This window comes from Paraburkholderia sp. J69-1, from assembly GCF_905220255.1.
Lineage (GTDB): Bacteria > Pseudomonadota > Gammaproteobacteria > Burkholderiales > Burkholderiaceae > Paraburkholderia.
This window is the reverse complement of sequence record NZ_CAJMZG010000014.1, coordinates 144,301-163,909: the sequence shown is the minus strand read 5'-3', so window position 1 is coordinate 163,909 and position 19,609 is coordinate 144,301. Positions and strand designations below refer to the sequence as shown.

Below are 19,609 nucleotides of genomic sequence, written 5' to 3'. Positions count from 1 at the left end.
GCATCACCCTCAACGTGAGAAGAAAGGAGACAACGCATGGAGTCGAAGAACGTTCCTGAAGTGGCCGAGCTGTTGCAGGATTCGCCGAAGAACTGGGGCAAGTGGGGCGCCGACGACGAAGTCGGCTCGCTCAACTATCTGACGCAGGCCGAGGTGTTGCGCGGCGTGGCCTCGGTGCGCTCGGGCAAGACTTTCACGCTGCAGATCCAGATGGGCCACCCCAAGGGCGATCCGGTCTGGCCGGGACGTTCGCAGGCGCGCCGCATGAACGTGATGGACAAGGGGCACTACATGTGCGGAAAAGGTCCGCTTTTCCCGGGCCTCGCCGAATATGCCGACGACATGATGATCATGTATCTGCAAGGCTCGACGCAGTACGACGCGCTCGGCCACGTCTGGTACGACGATCAGCTCTGGAACGGCTACGACGCGAAATCGACCATCGGCGGACTCGACAAGGCCAGCGTGCTGCCCATCGCCGAGCGCGGCGTGGTGGGGCGCGGCGTGCTGATCGACATGGCGCGTCATCGCGGCAAGGACGTGCTCGATCCGGGCGAAACCTTCACGCACGAAGACCTGCTGGCGGCCGCAAAAGCGCAGGGCGTGAGCATCGAAAAGCGCGATATTCTCGTGATTCGCACGGGTTGGATCGGCTCGTTCTACGAACGCGACCAGGCGAAGTTCTACGAGAATTTCATCGAGCCGGGGCTCACGCATAGCCGCGAACTCGTGCAATGGTTCCACGAGATGGAGATTCCGAATCTCGTGACCGACACCATCGCGAACGAAGTCACCATCGACCCCGATTCGGGCGTGGCATTGCCGCTGCATAACGCGCTGATGCGCAACCTGGGCGTGACGCTCACGGAGATCGCGCAACTCGACCCGCTCGCCGCCGATTGCGCCGATGACGGCCAATGGACCTTCCTCTATACCGCCGCGCCGCTCAAGGTCGTGGGCGGCAGCGGCGCGCCGGTGAATCCGGTGGTGGTGAAGTAGGCGTAGCATCGCCTTCGTGATGTCGATGCGGCGCGCGGTGTTCCCGTCGCGCGCCGTCCCCTTCGCGTAGATTTCCCGCCGGAGCGCACATGACGCCCTATGCCAGCAAACCGTGGCTCGCCCATTACGCGAGCGGCCACACGGCGACGATAAACCAGGACTACCCGGATGCCTTGAGCCTGTTTCGTGCAGCCGTCGCGCGCGCGCCGCACACCCGCGCGCTGCTGTATTTCGACGGTGCGATCAGCTATTCCGAACTTGATCAGCAGTCCGATGCACTCGCCTGCGCGTGGCTCGAACGCGGCCTTGCACGCGGCGACCGCGTCGCGATCTATTTGCAGAATGTGCCGCAATTCGTGATCGCGCTGGTCGCGGCGTGGAAGATCGGCGCGATTGCCGTGCCGGTGAATCCGATGAACCGATCGCGCGAACTGCGCGTGCTGCTCGCCGATTCTGCTGCGCGCGTGCTCGTCTGCCACGGCACGCTTTACGACGATGTCGTGCTGCCGCTGCTGGCGGAAGACGACACGCTCAAGCCGCACGTGATGACGACATCAGCGCTCGAATATCAGACGCGTAACGACGCGCGGCTCTTCGCGGGCATGACGCGCGCCGATGCCGCCACTGCCACCGCAGGCATCTCACAGGCAGGTGCGGAAGATTTCGCCACCGCGATTGCAGCGCACAGTGGCCAGAAGCCGCCGCCCATCGAACTGCAAGGCAACGACATCGCGATGTTTGTCTACACCTCGGGCACCACGGGCGTGCCTAAAGGCGCGATGAACACGCACGGCAATGTGGCCTTCAACGCGCAGGTGTATCGCGACTGGGTGGGCCTGCGCGAAGGCGCGCCGATCCTCGGCGTCGCGCCGCTCTTTCACATCACGGGGCTGGTTGGCCACGTGGGCGCGGCGTTCATCTGCGCAGCGCCGCTCGTGCTGGCATACCGCTTCGAACCGGGCGTGATCCTCGACGCCATCGCCGAGCACAAGCCCGAATTCACCATCGGCGCCATCACCGTATTTATCGCGCTGATGAACGACCCGCGGGCGACCCGCGAGCATTTCGCTTCGATGCGGCGCATCTATTCCGGCGGCGCGCCCATTCCCCCGAGCGTGATCGAGGCGTTTCGCGCGCGCTTTGGCCATTACATTCACAACGGTTACGGCCTCACCGAAACGAATTCGCCCACGCATGTCGTGCCGGTTGGCCGCGATGCGCCGGTCGATGCGTCTTCGGGCACGCTCTCGATTGGCGTGCCGGCGTTCAACGTGGAGTCGTATATCGGCGACGATATGGGGCGGCCGCTGCCAGCGGGCGAAGTGGGCGAAATCATTTCGCGCGGGCCGATGGTCGTGCCGGGTTACTGGAACAAGCCGCAGGAGAGTGCGAAAGCGATCGTCGACGGCTTCTTTCGCACCGGCGATGTGGGCTTCATGGATGAGCACGGCTGGTTTTATCTCGTCGATCGCAAGAAGGACATGATCAACGCGGGCGGCTATAAGGTCTGGCCGCGCGAAGTGGAAGATGTGCTTTACACGCATCCGGCCGTGCGCGAGGCCGCTGTGGTGGGCGTGCCAGACAGTTATCGCGGAGAAACCGTCAAGGCGGTGGTGAGCCTGAAGCCGCAGGCGAGCGCGACGCCCGAAGAACTGGTCGAGTACTGCAAGGCGCGGATGGCGGCGTATAAATATCCGCGCATCGTTGCGATCATCGACGAATTGCCCAAGACCGTGACCGGGAAGATTCTGCGGCGGGAGTTGCGAGGATAGTGGCGGTCACGGGGGCGCCAACTCTGCCCGCTGCCATGCGAGGCTTCGCAAGGCAAAGCAGGCAATAGGCGCGAGCTATGCCGGGCAGAGTTAATCGATAGTTGCCGATCGTTGTGATCCCGCGCTGTAATGCGTCATTGAGTTGTGCGCCTTGCGCGCGGGAGTAGCCAGGCGTGAATACCGATTTGCCGTTCAGCGACGCGACGAAAAGCGAAAGCGCGTTTTCACCGCAGTCGTATCTCTTCGTGCCGGGCAGCCGCCCGGATCGCTTCGCGCGCGCGTTGGCGAGCGGTGCGGATGCGGTCATCATCGACCTCGAAGATGCGGTCGAGCCTGCCGCCAAAGCGGCGGCGCGCGAGCATATCGCGCACTGGGTTTCGCGCGAGCATCGCGTGCTGGTGCGTATCAACGCGCGCACGACGCCGTGGTTCGAAGAAGACGCGAAGCTGGGCGCGCTCGATGGCGTGGCGGGCATCGTGCTGCCGAAAGCCGAAAGCGCCGAGGACGTGACAGCCACGATCGCCATCACGCGCCGCCGCGTGAGCATCTATCCGCTGATCGAAACTGCACAGGGCATGTGGAACGCCATGGCGATCGCGAAAGCGCCAGGCGTGCGGCGGCTGATGTTCGGCACGCTCGATTTCATCGCCGATATGGCCATGCCCGACGATGGCGAACCGCTGAATCACTATCGCAGCCAGCTAGCGCTGATCTCGCGCGTAGCGGATATCGACACGCCGATCGACGGCGTCACGCCCGATATCGACGATCACGCGCGCATCGGGCGCGATGCGCTCAACGGCAAGCGGCTGGGGTTTGGCGCGAAGCTCTGCATTCATCCGAAGCAGATCGAGGCTGTACACGGCGTTTATCGGCCGAGCGAACAGGAACTGGCGTGGGCATCACGCGTGGCGCAAGCCGCGCATCATGCCGAAGCCGGTGCGATTACCGTCGATGGCAAGATGGTGGATCGACCCGTGTTGTTGCGCGCGCAACGGATTCTGGCGCTGGCGGCTGCGCTCAGCTAGCCGTATCGTTCGCGCGTTGCCCGGCCGCTTCGCGCGGCAGCACGATGCGGATGATCGCTTCATCGTCGCTGAAGGTGCCTGTGAGCGCGCCGTCGTGGCCTTTCACAATCGCCTGCGCGATATACAGCCCGAGTCCCAGACCGCCGCGATTGGCGGGGTTGTCGAGCGAGCCGCTCTTGAACGGATCGAGCAGACGTTCGAACGGCACGGCCGGCCGCTCGCGCAGCCCGTTGCGCACTTCGATGCACGGCTCGCCGTTCGCCAGCGTGGCGGTGAGCGTGACCGGCGTGCGCGCGTCGCCGTGCTTGCGCGCATTGCCCAGCAGATTCGCGAGCGCTTGCGCAAGGCGGTCGGGGTCGATGTGCGCGTTGCCCAGATCGTCGGCCAGTTGCATGTCGAGCGCCATGCCGGGATGCGCAAGGCGCGTCTGCTCCGCGACGGATTCGAGCAATTCGCGTAGCCCGACATCGACGCGCTTGAGCCCCAGACCCATGCCCGAGCGGATACGGCTCACGTCGAGGATATAGCCGATCAGCGACTGCATGCGCCGCGTCGAGCCTTCCACACGCTTGACCGTATCGTTGCCCGACGCGAGGCCGCGGCCCATCAGCAGCATCGCCATGTTGATGGTCTGGATCGGATCGCGCAGATCGTGGCCGAGCGTGGCGAGCAGCGTCGTACGCGCGCGCTCCGATTCGCGCATCTGCACGAGCGCGATTTCCTGCAGGATCGAGCGCAGTTCGCGTGCGGCGAGCTGATCGAATTCGGTCCAGTCGCGGCTGCGGCCCGTGACGGTCTGCTTCCAGACTTCGAAGGAGCCGCGCGGCGTCAGGCGCGGGCCATTCGGGCCTTGCGCCACGACCTTGTCGGGCGGCCCGGCCCAGTGAATCGTTTCGACCAGTTCGTCGCGCAGCCAGACGATGGTGATGCGGCTGTCGCCGAGCATCTGGATCGCGAGACAGCCCGCCACGCGCCCGGCGGCCAGCCCTTGCGCAATCGGCTCGGGCAGCGAATCGCTCACGCAGTTGCTGGCGAACTGATCGACGCGCGTGTTCGCCACGTGCTGCGCGAGTTCGAGCAGGGTTTCGCGGCTTGCCGTGGTGGCTTTGCCGCGCATCACGACTTCGTTGTCCACCACCAGCGCCACGGCCTCGCAATCGACCAGCGCGGCGATTTCGGGCGCGGCGCCCACGAGACCGGCGAGCGGCGATTCGGCCTGCGCCAGTTCGCCCGCGATGCGCGTGCGCAGTTCGTGAATGCGGCGATCGGCTTCGGCGCGATGCTGCGCTTCGATCTGCGCGATCAGGATCGACACCACCTGCGTGAGCACCGTCGACGAAAGGCGCACGGCATGCGACGCGCGATACGGCGACATGTGATGGCAGGCGAACAGGCCCCAGAGCTTGCCGTCGCGCACGATCGACACGCTCATGGACGCGGCCACGCCCATATTGCGCAGATATTCGAGGTGAATCGGCGAGACGCTGCGCAGCACCGAATGGCTGAGGTCGAACGGCACGCCCGTGTGCGGATGCGCGGACGGCACGATGGGCACCGGTTCCGCGTTGACATCGGCGATCTGGCGGATCGGATTGAGCACGTAAAGGCGGCGCGCCTGCTGCGGAATATCGCTGGCGGGATAGCGCTGCTGGAGGTAGGGCGAGAGATCGTCACGCCTGGCTTCGGCGATGACTTCGCCGCTGCCGTCGGCCATGAAGCGATAGCCCATCACGCGGTCGAAGCCGGTCATCGCACGGATCGCTTCGGCGGCGGCCTGCAGCAATTGCGGTACATCGCCGTGATGCGCGGCCTGCAGGCGCTGGATTGCGCGCTGTGCGAACAAGGCGAATTGCGTGGCGGCGGGCGACTTCAGGCTGATCTGCTCGAATTCGACCACGAGCGTGTCGCCGGACCAGTGCATGATCAGATCGAAACGCTCGCCGGTGACGCCTTTGCACTCGACGCTTTCGCTCGTCATCTCGCGATCGGCCAGCGCGGCGCGGATCGTCTGACGTGACAGCGGGCTCAGATGCGCGTCGGTAATCGTCTCGCCGATTTCAGGCACGGCGCCCAGCCAGGCGAGCGCGTTGGTGCTGCGCGCGATCAGGCGGCCTTGCGTGTCGAAACACAGCAACGCGCCGTGCGGCTGGATGCGGCCGAGCAGGTGAATGGGCTCGCTGTCGCAGTTGGCGACGATTTCGTTGATCTCGGGCTTGTCCACTTGGTGAGGGTGTCCGCGCTGGTGTCCGGTGGAAGGCCTGCCGTAATGTTCCGCGTATTGTCCGTGAAGCGGGGGCGGATTGCCAGTTTGATTGTGCAGCAGAGGGCGCGGCGCGCGACGGGAGTCAGGGCAAGGCTGGCGGCTGCTTGTGGCTGCTGGTGAGTTATTGGCGGTCGTGATCGGCGCCGTCTTTCGCGGCCAGCAACCCACTCAACGTCTGCAACAACTTCTGCGCCGGATACGGCTTATCCAGAATCGCGGCGAACAGCGCGGGATGCGCGCGCGCCGACGCGCCCAGCGCCGCGCTCGACAGAATCACCGGAATATGGGCGAGCGCCACATTGGCCTTGAGCGCGCGCGCCAGTTCGAGGCCCGACATGGCCGGCATCATGTAATCCGTGATGACGGCGTCGGGTACGACGCGGCCGATCAGGTCGAGACCGTCCACGCCATTGCGGGCGACATGCACGATATAGCCCGCGTCTTCCAGAAAGAAGGCGAGAAAATCAGTTATCAGGGTTTCGTCGTCGACTACAACGATGGTCGTCATTCCGGCTCACTCTCGTTCCCTGCCGCGAGCCCTGCGGGCTCATCCAGCCATGCGGCGGCGACTGCTTTCAGCGGGATGGTTTGTCGGAAACTGCCACGCTGGTATCCCTGACCAACACCGAAGCGGCATTCGGAATAATGAGCTTGGTCAGCGCCGGCGCAAACGCGCTGTCCCTGATCTTGATGACCTTCATGCTTTGATACAGCGCGTCGTCGGCTTCTTCGAGCTGCATGCCGATGACGTTATCGAACAGGCTCAGCGCCTCCGGCGAGGTCATGTTCATCGCCGTGGCGCTCAATTCCTTGGTTTCCCACGTGCAAACCGTCGTCACATCCATGACGCGAAGCTGGTTGGTCAGCGCGGCAAGAAACTCGGTGAAGCGGTGATGGTCGACACTTGCCCGCGCGAAGCCCGCCAGACCGTCGATCACGAGTCGGCGCACGTTGCGTGCCCGCACCGCATCGAGCAATTGATACGCGAGGTTGTCGATGACGTTTTCGGTCAGCGGATTCCAGAGCACGGTCAGGGCCTGGGAGGCGACCAGCGCATCCATATCGATGCCAAGCGCGGCCGCCTTGCTGGTCAGACGCGCCGGTGTTTCGTAGAAGCCGAAATGCAGCGCGGGCTCTTCCGGCGTCGCGAGGCGCAGGAAATTCAGGCCGAAACTGGTTTTGCCGCTACCGCCAGGCCCGACGATCGCCGTAGCCGAAAATGCGGGCAAACCGCCCTTGATGCGAATATCGAGTTCGTCGACGCCCGAGGAAACCCGCTCGCTCGGTGCGTGATCTTGCCCAACGGGGCGGCTATAAAGCGATTCGAGCCGCGGAAACACGGTGATCCCCGCATCGCTGATCTCGTAGTGATGCAAACCGCCGAGCGACGCGCTGCCACGCGATTTCGACACGCGCATGCGCCGCACGGTACGCGAACCAAACAGCTCTTCCTCGAGCTGCAACACGCCGTCGACCATGGTGTGTTCGGGGCTCGATTCGTCGATGCGGGCGCTGGTGAGGAACAGCACGGTGCAGCCGCTGAACGAGGCATGGCCTTGCAGTTCAGCCACAAATGCCTTCACGTCGAGCGAGCTATGCGTGCTTTCGCGCGCGTTGAGCAGGCCGTCGAGAATCAGCATCGTCGTGCCCTGGCGCGCCATTTCCTTGCGCAGCAGATCGACGAGCGCGCTCAGGCCATCGACGCGCAGCGTGCGAAAAAGGCTCAGATAGGTGACTTCCTTGCCGACGAGTTCGGCATCGTAAAACTCGAGCGCCGACAGCGACTGGAACAGGCGATCATGCGATTCGGCCAGCAGCGTGATGTAGAGAACCTTGCCGCCTTGCTTCGCCTGGGCGAAGGCAATCTGATTGGCGAGAATGGTTTTGCCGGCGCCTGGCCGCCCCTGAAGAATGTACGCCGAGCCGGCAATCAGGCCGCCGCTCAGAATGGGGTCGAGCCCGGGTACATCACTATGCAACCGCGTCAGAGTCTGATGCATCGCTTGAGCTGATTCGTCGAAGAGAATAGCCGGCTGGCCGGCAGGATCTGGCGCGCTTCGCAGCGGGGAAGCCAAGGAAACGGACGTCGTGCGGGCTGCTGCGCCTGCCGACGGTTCCGAACCAGCATTATGCGGCAAAGGGCCAGCTCATGGCGACTGGCGCTTGCGTGGCGCTTGCATTCGACTGGCCCGAAGCGTGCAGTGGCTTCGGGCCGCGGGCGCAGCGAGAGAGCAATGACGGGATGTGAATCAGTCGGGCGAACCCATGCTCGACTGCAAATAGTTTTGCAGGCCAACCTTATCGATCAGGCCAAGCTGTGTTTCGAGCCAGTCGATATGGTCTTCGGTATCGTCGAGAATTTCGACGAAGATTTCGCGCGAAACGAAATCGCGCACCGATTCGCAATAAACAATGGCTTCCTTGCATTGCGCCTGCGCGATGCGTTCGAGCTTGAGATCGCATTCCTGCGCCTCTTTCACGTCTTCGCCCACCAGCAGCTTGCTGAGGTCCTGCAGATTTGGCAAGCCGTCGAGCATGAGAATACGCTCGATCAGTTTGTCGGCGTGCTTCATTTCCTCGATCGATTCGTCATACTCATGTTTTCCCAGCGCCGTTAAGCCCCAGTGTTTATAGAGCCGTGCGTGCAGGAAATATTGATTGATCGCCGTGAGTTCGTTTTTCAGTTCGGCGTTCAGATAGGCGATGACTTTGGGATCGGATTGCATGACTCTCTCCAGATCGATTATTCAGACCTTGATTTATCAGACCTTTGGTGTGGCTTCGACGGGACGCATAGCAGGAGCTTAGTCACTCTGCGGCCACAGCGCATGAATGGGAGTGGCAACGAGATGCATTCTTTTTTCCCGAACCCGGTTTCATGCGCGCAAACCGCAAATTCGACTCGGTCCCTCTATGCGTCCAGTGCCGTATGTTTAGAAACGATGACGCAGGCCGATCGTGGCCGCGACCTGATTGTTCGTTGGCGAAGGCGTGAGCGTATTGATAGCGGCTACGTTCGCGATGGCCGTGCCATCGGCGCTATAGCCGAGCATCCCGATGCGTGTTGATAAACCGCGGCGGCATAGACGTCGGTGCGCTTGCTGAAAGCGTAATCGGTGCCCAGCATGAACGTGTGCCACTTCGGGCTGTTGTTGCCGCTGGCGGAAACGCCTAATCGCGCCGTCAGCCGCGAAAACCCGATCGAGCGCGCGCACGGGCGCGATTACGAGGCGAGTTCACGGAGCGTCGATGTCCAGGTGCTACGCCTGCGCAAGATTATCGAAGCGGAAATCTCATCCCCGCGCCTGATTCGCACGGTCTGGGGCGTGGGTTACATGCTGGTTGCGAAGTTCGAGTCCTGATCGCCAGCGCACGCCTGCCGGAGAAGGCTCATGTCATTCTGGTATCGATCGTTGCTGGTCCGTAATGCGCTCGCATTGGTTGCGCTGGTGCTGGTCAGCCAGGCGTTCGCGCTGACCGCTTACCTGTTTTTCGTGCAGCGCCCGAGAATCGACGCGGCTGCATTGTTGACGGCATCGCAGATTGCCACGGTCACCCAGCTGCTTGCTGCGCTATCCGAAACCGAGCGCGAGCAGCAACTTCTCGCGTTTAACGGCGTAGAGCAAAACGCGGTGCCGACGGTGGTCAATGAAAGCACATTCCCGGCAAACGCTGTCGCGCGCAGATTCATTGCGCAGTTGTCGTACGAACTGGGCTCGAAAGATCAGATTCTGATTGGCCGCGATGAGGGCCGGCGTATCTGGGTTCGCTTGAATGTCGCCGATAGCCACTACTGGATGCTGCTGGCGGGTGCGCCGAATACGATTCCCAGTCTTTCGTGGACCTTAATCTGCCTGATCCTGAGCGTGGCGACGTTTCCCGCCTTGTTCGCATTTTTGATTCATCGTCCCGTTGAACGATTTCTGCTGCGGCTTGCTCATCTGGCAGGATTGATCGAACGCGGTAACTGGCCCGAAACGATGTACATCAAAGGACCGTGCGAACTGGAGATGGTTGCGGGCGCATTCAATCGGATGACTTCTACGCTGCAGGAACTGGAAACCACACGCGCCGAAATGCTCGCCGGCATTTCGCACGATATTCGCACGCCACTAACGAAACTGCGCATGGTGGTTTCCGCGCCGGAGTCGGTGGACTATCCATTGGAAAGCGCCGAACGCTTTATCGATGAGATCGACCTGATCGTCCAGCAATTTGTCGATTTCGCGCGCGGCTGGGGCAGCGAGGCCGCCACAACCGGCGATCTGAACGGCTTGATCGAACGTCTGGCGCAAGACTATGCGGGACTGGGCTACAGCTTTGAACTGTCGCTGGTTTCGTTGCCGCGATTCCCGTTTCGGCCCACCGGAATGCAGCGTCTTTTGACGAACCTGCTGACGAACGCGGCGGTATACGGCCGCGTTGGGCTTGCCGTGAAAACGCGTGTGGCGAACGGCTTCGTGATTGTCGATGTCGAGGACCAAGTTGCGGCGTGCCCGAAGCTTTGCTGCCGCTTTTAAAACAGCCTTTTCGACGTGGACCGCAGAGCGAGCAGCGCGGCGGCACGCTGAAGCTGATGCCGAACACACCGCATGGTTTGCGGGCGAAGGTCAGCCTGCCGATTGTTTGAACCGGTTTTATCCCCGCCAAAGTCCGGAGATAGGCAGTGAATCTAAACGTAATAAGAAACGCGATTTTCGTGTTGTTGTTTTCATTGATGTCGGCTTGCACGAGTATGGGGGATAACCCATCCGCGATCGGACTCAATCCGCACGGAAAGCTGGCGTCCGACGCGCGGGACCCGCTGAAATTGCTTTATGCCTCCTCGCCGAAAGCGAAGCAACTAGCCCGCCATGCAAACGCCATCCTTATCTTTCCCGATGTGCTGAAAGGCGGCCTGATTGTCGGCGCCGCTGGCGGCGACGGTGTGTTGCTTAGACCCGATGGCACGGTGATGGGCTACTACAACGCGACATCGCTCACTTACGGGCTTCAGGCCGGCGCACAGGAGTTTTCGGAAGCGATGATCTTGATGAGTCCTGCGGCGCTCAGCTATTTGCAGAGCACCGGAGGGTTATCGATTGGCACTGGCCCAACGGTGGCGATTATCGACGTAGGCATGGCGAAGGATGTGTCGACTACCACGCTTCGGTCCGACGTCTACGCATTCGTATTCGGCCAAAAAGGATTGATGGCCGGTCTGGGATTGCAGGCGCAAAAGATCACGCGGCTGTCGAATTGACGGCGCGCGATCCGGTTCCGGTCTGAGATTGCCGATGGCTCGAATAGCGCAATGCTTGATCGTCGTGATTGCTTTGAGCGTGCTGCTCTTTGCTGGCCGTCACGATCAGCGCGCACTAGAAATTCTGGTGCGGGACAGTTCGGTGGCCGATGTCATCACCGTTCGTCCGCGCAATATTCCTGTCATTCTCGATTACATCGGTCAGACAGAATTGACGCAACGCGTCGCAATCAGCGCGCGCGTGAGCGGACTTTCAAAGAAGTGCATCTACCGTGCGGGAGAAGGGGAACGCGCCGACAGTGCCATGCTTCTCGTCGATCAAACGCGCTACGAAGTCGCGTTGGAAACGGCAAATGAACACTATGTGCACGCAGGTATGCGGCTTGATTTTGCCCATGCGAGGGTGGATCGACTGCGCAATCTCGCCATGAAAAACACACTAAGCCTGCGGGTATTCGACGAGGCAATCGAGGAGGAACGCGCAGCGGCTGCTGCCGTGAAAATCGCGCGCGAGAAGGTTGAAGCCGCTCGACGCAATCTGGGCTTCACCACCGCTATTTCGCCGGTTAGCGCGCTGGCAAGTCGTGTGAGAAAAGCGCCAGTCGCGTCTTCCAATCCGGACGGCGCGCTGCTTTCCTATGCCATCAAACTCGACCCCTTGTGGATCAACTTTTCGGTATCGGCTGACGATCTAATGAATCTGCGTGCGCAGATGCAAGGCAGTGCATTGTTGCTGCCCGGAGCCGGTAAACTCGACGCGGTCGTGGTGCTTGCCGACGGCAGCATTTATCCGCAACGCGGCCAGGTGACGTTCACCGATACCGAACGCAATCCGAAGGTTCGAAGTTATCTGATCCGGGCGGAAATTCCCAATCCCGCCGGTTCGCTGCGCCCCAGCCAGTTTGTCCGCGTCAAGCTGCTGGGCGCGACGCGCGCCAACGCAATTGCCGTGCCGCAGAATGCATTGCGCGAGGGCCCGCGCGGCGCCTATGTGTGGATCGTCGATAGCAATAGCCGGGCGCGTAAGCGTCCGGTCGAACCCGGCGAGTGGACCGGCAGCGCATGGCTGATCCGTTCCGGCCTGAAGGATGGCGATCGTGTTATTGTCGGCAGCATCGTTACGCTGATCGACGGTGCCCGCGTGAAAGCGAATTCTGTGCCGATACCGCCGGCCACCGCGAATCTGGCAAACGGCGCGCCTGCGAATATAGGTTAGGCTCGCAAGCGCCGGTCAAATTCCAAAGGAGAACGCAATGGCAGAAATGATGACGTGCCTGTGGTTCGACGAAGGCCGCGCGCGCGAGGCGGCCGAATTCTACGCGGCAACCTTTCCCGATAGTCATGTCGATGCAAAGAGCGTTTCGCCTATCGAAGGCATTGGTCAGGGCGCCGAGTTGACGGTGGAATTCACCGTGCTCGGAAAACGTTTCGTAGGACTGAATGGCGGGCCGAACTACAAGCCCAGCGAGGCAACGAGTTTCATGGTGCTGACCGACAATCAGGAAGAAACCGATCGATACTGGAATGCGATCGTTGGCAATGGCGGCACGGAAGTGGCCTGCGGCTGGTGCAAGGACCGTTGGGGCTTTGCCTGGCAGATCACGCCGAAGCGCCTGCTCGAACTGGTCAGACACGCAGACAAGGAAGTGGGCCGCCGCGCGATGGAAGCGATGATGCAGATGAAGAAAATCGATATCGCTGGCATCGAGCGCGCGGCGGCTGCGTGATATCGGCGGCTTACATGTTCGGATAGTTCGGTCCGCCGCCGCCTTCCGGCGTGACCCAGACGATGTTCTGCGTCGGGTCCTTGATATCGCAGGTCTTGCAGTGTACGCAGTTCTGCGCGTTGATCTGCAGACGATCGGCGTTTGAATCGTCTTTCACGAATTCATAGACGCCGGCCGGGCAGAAGCGCGCCTCCGGGCCTGCGTAGGTAATCAGATTGATGCTGATCGGTACGGTCGTGTTTTTCAGCGTCAAATGCGCGGGCTGATTCTCTTCATGATTGGTGTTCGAGATAAACACCGACGAGAGGCGGTCGAACGTGAGCTTGCCGTCAGGTTTCGGATACTCGATCGGCTTGCACTGCGACGCGGGTTTCAGCATTTCGTTGTCGCGATGCTGGTGATGCAGCGTCCACGGCACATTGCCGCCCAGCAGCTTCTGCTCGATGCCGACCATCAGCGTGCCCAGATACAGGCCCTTGCTCATCCATTGCTTGAAGTTGCGCGCCTTGTACAACTCTTCGTGCAGCCACGACTTCTTGAACGCTTCCGGGTAAGCCGCGAGTTCATCGCTCTGACGGCCCGCCTGAACGGCTTCGAACGCGGCTTCCGCAGCCAGCATGCCGGTCTTGATCGCCGCGTGGCTGCCCTTGATACGCGCGGCGTTGAGGAAGCCCGCATCGTCGCCAACGAGCGCGCCGCCCGTGAACACGAGCTTCGGCAGCGACATCAGACCGCCCGCAGTCATCGCGCGCGCGCCGTACGACACGCGCTTGCCGCCTTCCAGATACTGGCGGATCGCCGGATGCGTCTTGTAGCGCTGGAATTCCTCGAACGGCGACAGATACGGATTCGTATAAGCCAGGCCGACGACAAAACCCACCATCACCTGGTTATTGTCGATGTGGTACAGGAACGAGCCGCCGTAGGTATCGCTCTCCAGCGGCCAGCCAGCGGTATGGATCACCAGACCCGGCTGATGCTTCGCGGGATCGATTTCCCAGAGTTCCTTGATGCCGATGCCATAAACCTGAGGATCGGCGTCCTTGCCCAGCTTCAGCTTTTCGTTCAGTTGACGGCCAAGATGCCCACGCGCGCCTTCGCAGAACAGCGTGTACTTGGCGTGCAACTCCATGCCGAGCTGGAAATTCTCGGTCGGCTCGCCATCCTTGCCGACGCCCATGTTGCCCGTCGCGACGCCCTTGACCGAGCCATCGTCGTTGAACAGCACTTCGGCGGCCGGAAAGCCGGGAAAAATCTCGACGCCGAGCGCCTCGGCCTGTTGACCCAGCCAGCGCGTCACGTTCGCGAGGCTGATCACGTAATTGCCGTGGTTCTTGAAATTGTCGGGCAGCGCCCAGTTCGGCACGGCCTTCGCGCCCGTTTCCGAGAGAAACAGGAACTTGTCTTCCGTCACGGGGACGTCCAGTGGCGCGCCTTGCTCCTTCCAGCCGGGGAAGAGTTCGGTGAGCGCGCGCGGGTCCATGACCGCGCCCGAGAGGATATGCGCCCCGATTTCAGAGCCTTTTTCCAGCACGCACACGCCAATATCGGCGCCTTTTTCGGCAGCCAGTTGCTTCAGGCGGATGGCCGCCGACAGCCCGGCGGGGCCGCCACCGACGATCACGACATCATATTCCATCGACTCGCGTGGGCCGTATTGCTCGACGAGCGCCTGCGTCGTCATCGGCATGAGGCCTCCGTCACGGCATCGATGGCGATCGAGGCCAGTTGCGCGCCCGGACCGGAAGGCCGCAGCGCCAGTTCCTCGGGGCGGCCGCTGATCCACATCGCGTGCAGCGGCGGCAGCGTCACGCCGCGCAGCAGCGTGCTCTCGACGCTCCATTGCCCAGCGAGGCTCACCAGCAGATGCGTCGAGGCCGGCGTGACGCGCAACGAATGCGCAGCCACGCTCACACGAGCGCGCGTCACGCCACGCTTGCACATCACGTTGAGGACGTTCACGGGGCGCGTGGGCAGATTGACCCACACATGCAGATCGCCGGAAAAATGCACAGGCTGGCCCGCACGTGCTAGCAACTGGCCGTCCTGCGAACGCAGGTCGATCATGCTGTCGTCGATGGGCAGCAGCGTGCGATCGTAGCCGGGAAACTGCGAGAACTTTGCGGCGCCGTCGAGCGTTGCGATGCTCACGCGCCACGCCGCCGCGCCATGCTGCTGCGGCCCGCGCGCAAGTGTGCGCGTCACGCCGCCGCCGTTCGCCCAGGGTTTCGGCACCAGGCGCGTGCAGTCGATGAAGCGCACGGCGGTTGTTGCATCGTCGGCGCTTTGAGTGGCTTCTGCGCTGTTGACAGCAGCGGGCGATGTTGCGAGCAGGCGGGCAGTCATGTGCGCGACTCCGAGCCCGCAATGCGCGTTTCCAGCGCGCCGACCACATCGAACAGATCGCCCACGAGGCCCACGTCGGCGACAGAGAAGATCGGCGCATCCTGGTCCTTGTTCACCGCGACGATGAACTTCGCGTCCTTCATGCCCGCCAGATGCTGGATCGCGCCTGAGATGCCGAAAGCGACGTAGACATCCGGCGCGACGCTGCGCCCGGTCTGGCCGACCTGCGCCGCGTTGGGCGCGTAGCCGGCATCGACGGCGGCCCGCGAAGCGCCAAGCGCCGCGCCGAGCGTATCGGCCAGCTTGCCCAGACGCGTCATGTTGTCGGCCGATGCGACGCCGCGTCCGCCTGCGATCACCACGCGCGCGTTGCCCAGGTCCTGGCCGCTTTGTTCGGCGGCGCGGCGCTCGATCAGACGTGTGCGCGTGAACGGCGCCAGCGGCGCGAGGGCGACGATTTCCGCCGCGCCGCCATTCGCCGCCACAGGCGCGAACGATGTCGGGCGCACCGTGGCAAAGGTGCAGGTCGTTGCGCTCGCAACAGTAGCGATTACGCTGCCCGCGTAAAGACCGCGCACGAACTGGCCATCTCCGCGCAGCGCAATGACATCGGCGAGAAAAGCGCCTGCCGTGAGCGCCGCCGCGCGCGGCAACGCAGCGCGGCCGCGTGCGCGATGCGGCGCGAGAACCGTCGAATACTGCGGGGCGAGCGCCTGCAATTGCGCGGCGACGGTTTCGGGCGCGAGCGTATCGGCGACACCGGCCGAGGCCTGCAGCACGCGCGCCACGCCGCTGATTTGCGCCGCCGCAGTGGCGCTCGCCGCATCGAATACCAGCAGATCGACGGGTCGCCCCAGCGCGCCAGCCGCGCCTATCACGCGCAAGGTGGCATCGGCAATTGCGCCTGCGTTGCCGATTTCGTCATCGGCCAGAACCAGCGTTCTCATCGTCATGCTCCTGTGGTTTCGAATACACGTTGACCGGCCAGCGCATCGAGCAGCGCGGCGATACCTTCGACCCTCACGCCAGGCTCGCGCACGGGCGGATCATTGAGCGCGACCACGCGGCTTTGTGCATCGAGCGCGGCCGCAGCGTCGCGCGTGGCGAGCGGCTTCTGCTTCGCCTTGACGATGCTCGGCAAGGTGACGCGGCGCGGATCGGCGAGACGCAGATCCGCGCTCACCACGGCGGGACCGTCGAGTTGCCAGATGGACGTGCCTGCGTCGTCGCCACAACTCACGCGCCAGCCGCCGTCGGCGGCGTCGAGCGCGCTGGCGTTGAGCGCCTGCGGCCAGCCGAGCAGCGCCGCGAGCATGGCCGCCACGCCGCCGATATCGCCGTCGATCGCCTGCTTGCCGCACAGCACGAGGCCGTAATCGGCTTCGCTCATATGCGCGGCGATCAGGCGCGCAACGGCGAGCGAATCGAGCGTGGCGGTGGCGGCGTCGGTGTCGATCAGCACGGCATCGTCGGCGCCCATGGCGAGCGCGGTGCGCAGCACGTCCTGATGCGTGGGCAGGCCGCACGTGAGCACGGTGACATGTGTGGCCACGCCGGCTTCCTTCAGTTGCAGCGCTTTTTCGAGCGCGCATTCGTCGAAGGGGTTGAGCGACATCTTCAGCCCGGCCGTATCGATGGCACCGGCGGCGCTCAGGCGCACGCGTACGTTCGGGTCCACCACGCGCTTGACGGGCACGAGAATGCGGAGAGTCATGGTCGGTTCCTGTGTGCGAAATGCTGGCGTGTTTCGTGGGCTTACGACACCGCGCCCAGACCGTATTTGCCGGTCAGCAACTGGCCGCTCGCGAAACGCGAAAGCGCATACGGTTCGAGCGAAACATCGGTTGGCAGGCCCAGCGCATGTTGCGCGAGCAACTTGCCGATGCCCGGCGAAAGCTTGAAGCCATGCCCGGAGAAACCGAAGCCCACAGTCAGACCTTCCACGTCGGCGACATTGCCGAGCACCGGGTTCCAGTCGGGCGTCACGTCGTACACGCCGGTCCACGAGGACGCGAGGCCCGCCGTTTCATAAGCCGGGAAGTGTTCGGCCACTTGCGCGCCGACTTCGGCCACATAGTCGAGCGAGATATCGCCTTGCTCGGTTTCGGGTGCGTTGAGCGTGTCGCCCACGACGCCTTCGGAAACCAGCATCTGGCTGCCGCCGTAGCTGCGGAAATACAGCATGCCGGCCGAACCCAGATCCTTGAACGCGGGCATGGCGAAGGTGTAGGGCGCGGCGTCGCATTCGAGCGCGAGCACGGTATGGCGCTCGGGCTTGACCGGCAGATCCACGCCGATCCAGCCGGCGAGTTCCGGCGTCCAGATGTTCTGCGTGCTGATCAGCGTGCCGCAGCTAAAGCGCCCGGCGGTGGTATCGACGCCCACGACGCGACGTCCTTCGCGGATCACGCCGGTCACGCGGGTGTTCTCCATGATCTTCACGCCGCGGTGGCGGGCCGAGCGCGCGAAACTCGTTGCCACGAGATAGGCATCGGCGAAACCGGCTTCGGGCTCGAAACCGATCAGCGCGGCGTCGTCGAACGTGGCGATCGGCAGGCGTTCGTGCGCTTGTGCGCGGTCGAGCAGCTGCACTTCGATGCCCATGTCCTGCTGCGCGCGCAGCGAAGCGGCGAGCGGATCGAGCTTGTCGCCTTCGGGGGCGGCGATCATATAGCCGCATTTGACGAGACCGCAGGACGCTTCATCGTCGCCGAGATAATCGGCGAAATTATTGAACGCCCACCAGGACGCGCGGGCGAGTTCGACGTTCTGGCGCACCGAATAGTGTGTGCGCAGCAGCCCGGACGATTGCGAGGTAGTGCCGGCGCCGATCGTGCCCTGATCGACGACGAGCACGCTTTTCGCGCCGAGCGCGGCGAGATGATGGGCAACGGACGTGCCGATCACGCCGGCGCCGATCACGACATAGTCATAGTGGCTCATGGGGCCCCCAGTGGGTGGACGATGGAACGCATTCTGGGACCGGGTGCTGCGCCATTTTTTTGTATTAGGCAAACTTATGGACGACGAGTGCAATTGCTCATCCTCGGCGAAAGCGTTGCCTGGCGCGGCATGATGATGTCCAGCGCGGTGCGTGATTGCCGGTTCTTTAGCTGGCCGTTTCGCCGGTCTTTCCCTTGGAGTCGACATGAGACGCACCCAGGCGCCTATCGATCTGAACGCCTTGCAGGCATTTCTCGCGGTGTGCGAGACCGGCTCGATGACGGGCGCAGCGAAACAGTTGGGCGTGAGCCAGAGCGCCGTGAGCCAGGCGATTGCCGCGCTGGAGCGCGATCAGGGCGTGACGCTGTTCGATCGCGAGAGCCGCCCGCCGCGGCCCAATGTTGCGGGGCGGGCGTTGCTGGAATTGGCGGGCGCGTTGCTCGAGCATGCGCAGATGGTGAGTACGCGGATTGGCGATGCCTCTCATGCGGGCACCTTGCCGGTGCGGCTGGGCTGTGTCGATTCGTTTGCGGCGACGGTGGGGCCGGAGTTGATCCGGGCGGTGTCGGGGACGGCTCGGCAAATCGCGCTGTGGTCCGGCTTGACGCCGGGGTTGAGCAAGCAGTTGCACGATCGTGAGCTGGATCTGGCGGTGTGTACGCAGACGACGCTTAACGATGCGCGGATTGTCGAGGTGCCGCTGTTTTCTGAGGCTTTTGTTGTGGTGGTGTCGCGGGCATGGCTGGCGGAGCGGCCTGGTGTGGATTGGCGCACGCTGGCGCTCGAGATGCCTATGATCCGCTATACGGCGCGGTCCGTGATTGGGCAGCAGGTCGAGCGGTATGCGCGGCATCTTGGGATTAATAGCCCGCGGCGCTTTGAGTTTGATGCTACCGATCCGCTGTTGAGTCTCGTTGCTGCGCGGCTTGGGTTTGCTATCTCGACGCCGCTTTGTTTGTGGCAGGCTCGGCATTATTTGCCTGATATTGCGGTGCTTCCTTTGCCTGCTGGGCGGCTTGGGCGTAGGGATTTCTTTTTGCTGCATCGGCAAGGGGAATGGGAAGCTTTTGGGCAGGAAATTGTTACGCTTACTCGGCGCGTGGTTGATGGGACTATTAAGCCTGCGCTTGCGCGTGCTTTGCCGTTTTTGGCTGAGGATGCTTTGGTTTAGGTTTTTTTTGGTGTTGGTATTGGCTTGTGTTTTTTGTTTGTTGGCATTTCCTTGTTTTCGTGTCGGTCTATTAGCGTTGCCCCTGTGCGGGGCGGCACCTACTTTTCTTTGCAGCGGC

General features: G+C 62.8%; 17 protein-coding genes and 2 pseudogenes. 9 read left to right on the top strand and 10 right to left on the bottom strand.

Features of this window, described 5'->3' with window-relative positions:
* Positions 1-36 precede the first annotated feature (36 nt).
* The 3 genes from U5A67_RS24955 to U5A67_RS24945 all read left to right on the top strand — a co-directional run bounded on the left by U5A67_RS24955 (position 37) and on the right by U5A67_RS24945 (position 3,799).
* Positions 37-999, top strand: coding sequence for a cyclase family protein (locus U5A67_RS24955; RefSeq protein ID WP_205985116.1), 963 nt, complete (start codon positions 37-39; stop codon positions 997-999).
* A gap of 89 nt (positions 1,000-1,088) precedes the next feature.
* The gene (locus U5A67_RS24950; protein ID WP_321816327.1) at positions 1,089-2,771 is read left to right on the top strand and encodes a class I adenylate-forming enzyme family protein; all 1,683 of its coding nucleotides are present in this window, start codon (positions 1,089-1,091) and stop codon (positions 2,769-2,771) included.
* Positions 2,772-2,944: 173 nt separating this feature from the next.
* Positions 2,945-3,799 (top strand): CoA ester lyase, encoded by an 855-nt coding sequence (locus U5A67_RS24945; protein ID WP_321816328.1) that lies wholly within the window; start codon positions 2,945-2,947, stop codon positions 3,797-3,799.
* Here U5A67_RS24945 and U5A67_RS24940 read toward each other — a convergent pair.
* The 5 genes and pseudogenes from U5A67_RS24940 to U5A67_RS24920 form a co-directional block, all read right to left on the bottom strand.
* Positions 3,792-6,020: a GAF domain-containing protein gene (locus U5A67_RS24940; RefSeq protein ID WP_321816329.1), complete on the bottom strand. Its 2,229-nt coding sequence runs from the start codon at positions 6,018-6,020 to the stop codon at positions 3,792-3,794. The two genes, U5A67_RS24945 and U5A67_RS24940, sit on opposite strands and share 8 nt — an antisense overlap.
* A gap of 163 nt (positions 6,021-6,183) precedes the next feature.
* Complete coding sequence (locus U5A67_RS24935; protein WP_321816330.1) at positions 6,184-6,570, bottom strand: response regulator; 387 nt, start codon at positions 6,568-6,570, stop codon at positions 6,184-6,186.
* 67 nt (positions 6,571-6,637) lie between these two features.
* Positions 6,638-8,062: an RAD55 family ATPase gene (locus U5A67_RS24930; protein WP_321816331.1), complete on the bottom strand. Its 1,425-nt coding sequence runs from the start codon at positions 8,060-8,062 to the stop codon at positions 6,638-6,640.
* Positions 8,063-8,311: 249 nt separating this feature from the next.
* A complete protein-coding gene (bfr, locus tag U5A67_RS24925; protein WP_205985108.1) occupies positions 8,312-8,788 on the bottom strand; it encodes a bacterioferritin in 477 nt (158 codons plus the stop codon).
* 207 nt (positions 8,789-8,995) lie between these two features.
* Positions 8,996-9,225 (bottom strand): annotated as a pseudogene (locus tag U5A67_RS24920) (porin); the annotation flags it as partial.
* Between U5A67_RS24920 and U5A67_RS24915 the strand changes: the two are divergent.
* From U5A67_RS24915 to U5A67_RS24895, 5 genes and pseudogenes are all read left to right on the top strand, one after another.
* A pseudogene (locus U5A67_RS24915) lies at positions 9,209-9,424 on the top strand (winged helix-turn-helix domain-containing protein); the annotation flags it as partial. The pseudogenes U5A67_RS24920 and U5A67_RS24915 overlap by 17 nt on opposite strands.
* Positions 9,425-9,454: 30 nt before the next feature.
* Positions 9,455-10,582, top strand: coding sequence for a histidine kinase dimerization/phospho-acceptor domain-containing protein (locus U5A67_RS24910; RefSeq protein WP_321816332.1), 1,128 nt, complete (start codon positions 9,455-9,457; stop codon positions 10,580-10,582).
* 146 nt (positions 10,583-10,728) lie between these two features.
* The gene (locus U5A67_RS24905; RefSeq protein WP_321816333.1) at positions 10,729-11,304 is read left to right on the top strand and encodes a lipid-binding SYLF domain-containing protein; all 576 of its coding nucleotides are present in this window, start codon (positions 10,729-10,731) and stop codon (positions 11,302-11,304) included.
* A gap of 64 nt (positions 11,305-11,368) precedes the next feature.
* Positions 11,369-12,520, top strand: a complete 1,152-nt coding sequence (locus tag U5A67_RS24900) for an efflux RND transporter periplasmic adaptor subunit (protein ID WP_321816452.1) — start codon at positions 11,369-11,371, stop codon at positions 12,518-12,520.
* Between the two features lie 37 nt (positions 12,521-12,557).
* Positions 12,558-13,031 carry a VOC family protein gene (locus U5A67_RS24895; protein WP_321816334.1) on the top strand — a complete coding sequence of 158 codons (474 nt, stop codon included), beginning with the start codon at positions 12,558-12,560 and terminating at the stop codon, positions 13,029-13,031.
* Positions 13,032-13,041: 10 nt separating this feature from the next.
* On the opposite strand, the gene U5A67_RS24890 is transcribed toward U5A67_RS24895, so the two are convergent.
* From U5A67_RS24890 to U5A67_RS24870, 5 genes are read right to left on the bottom strand one after another with little or no spacing between them, the layout of a single operon-like run.
* Positions 13,042-14,721: an electron transfer flavoprotein-ubiquinone oxidoreductase gene (locus U5A67_RS24890; protein WP_415767931.1), complete on the bottom strand. Its 1,680-nt coding sequence runs from the start codon at positions 14,719-14,721 to the stop codon at positions 13,042-13,044.
* Positions 14,712-15,377 carry a HutD family protein gene (locus tag U5A67_RS24885; RefSeq protein WP_321816335.1) on the bottom strand — a complete coding sequence of 222 codons (666 nt, stop codon included), beginning with the start codon at positions 15,375-15,377 and terminating at the stop codon, positions 14,712-14,714. The genes U5A67_RS24890 and U5A67_RS24885 overlap by 10 nt, the downstream gene beginning before the upstream one ends.
* Positions 15,374-16,324, bottom strand: a complete 951-nt coding sequence (locus U5A67_RS24880) for an electron transfer flavoprotein subunit alpha/FixB family protein (protein ID WP_321816336.1) — start codon at positions 16,322-16,324, stop codon at positions 15,374-15,376. The genes U5A67_RS24885 and U5A67_RS24880 overlap by 4 nt, the downstream gene beginning before the upstream one ends.
* A gap of 2 nt (positions 16,325-16,326) precedes the next feature.
* Complete coding sequence (locus U5A67_RS24875) at positions 16,327-17,091, bottom strand: electron transfer flavoprotein subunit beta/FixA family protein (RefSeq protein WP_321816337.1); 765 nt, start codon at positions 17,089-17,091, stop codon at positions 16,327-16,329.
* 41 nt (positions 17,092-17,132) lie between these two features.
* On the bottom strand, positions 17,133-18,320 hold the full coding sequence (locus U5A67_RS24870) for an FAD-binding oxidoreductase (protein ID WP_321816338.1): 1,188 nt from the start codon (positions 18,318-18,320) through the stop codon (positions 17,133-17,135).
* 205 nt (positions 18,321-18,525) lie between these two features.
* Here U5A67_RS24870 and U5A67_RS24865 point away from each other — a divergent pair, with 205 nt between their 5' ends.
* Complete coding sequence (locus U5A67_RS24865; protein ID WP_205985093.1) at positions 18,526-19,491, top strand: LysR family transcriptional regulator; 966 nt, start codon at positions 18,526-18,528, stop codon at positions 19,489-19,491.
* Positions 19,492-19,609 lie beyond the last annotated feature (118 nt).

Excerpts from the sequence above, each read along its gene's own strand:
- U5A67_RS24955 (WP_205985116.1), top strand. The coding sequence starts at position 37 with ATGGAGTCGAAGAACGTTCCTGAAGTGGCCGAGCTGTTGCAGGATTCG.
- U5A67_RS24950 (WP_321816327.1), top strand. The coding sequence starts at position 1,089 with ATGACGCCCTATGCCAGCAAACCGTGGCTCGCCCATTACGCGAGCGGC.
- U5A67_RS24935 (WP_321816330.1), bottom strand. The coding sequence starts at position 6,570 with ATGACGACCATCGTTGTAGTCGACGACGAAACCCTGATAACTGATTTT.
- U5A67_RS24930 (WP_321816331.1), bottom strand. The coding sequence starts at position 8,062 with ATGCATCAGACTCTGACGCGGTTGCATAGTGATGTACCCGGGCTCGAC.
- bfr (WP_205985108.1), bottom strand. The coding sequence starts at position 8,788 with ATGCAATCCGATCCCAAAGTCATCGCCTATCTGAACGCCGAACTGAAA.
- U5A67_RS24910 (WP_321816332.1), top strand. The coding sequence starts at position 9,455 with ATGTCATTCTGGTATCGATCGTTGCTGGTCCGTAATGCGCTCGCATTG.
- U5A67_RS24895 (WP_321816334.1), top strand. The coding sequence starts at position 12,558 with ATGGCAGAAATGATGACGTGCCTGTGGTTCGACGAAGGCCGCGCGCGC.
- U5A67_RS24890 (WP_415767931.1), bottom strand. The coding sequence starts at position 14,721 with ATGCCGATGACGACGCAGGCGCTCGTCGAGCAATACGGCCCACGCGAG.
- U5A67_RS24885 (WP_321816335.1), bottom strand. The coding sequence starts at position 15,377 with ATGACTGCCCGCCTGCTCGCAACATCGCCCGCTGCTGTCAACAGCGCA.
- U5A67_RS24880 (WP_321816336.1), bottom strand. The coding sequence starts at position 16,324 with ATGAGAACGCTGGTTCTGGCCGATGACGAAATCGGCAACGCAGGCGCA.
- U5A67_RS24875 (WP_321816337.1), bottom strand. The coding sequence starts at position 17,091 with ATGACTCTCCGCATTCTCGTGCCCGTCAAGCGCGTGGTGGACCCGAAC.
- U5A67_RS24870 (WP_321816338.1), bottom strand. The coding sequence starts at position 18,320 with ATGAGCCACTATGACTATGTCGTGATCGGCGCCGGCGTGATCGGCACG.
- U5A67_RS24865 (WP_205985093.1), top strand. The coding sequence starts at position 18,526 with ATGAGACGCACCCAGGCGCCTATCGATCTGAACGCCTTGCAGGCATTT.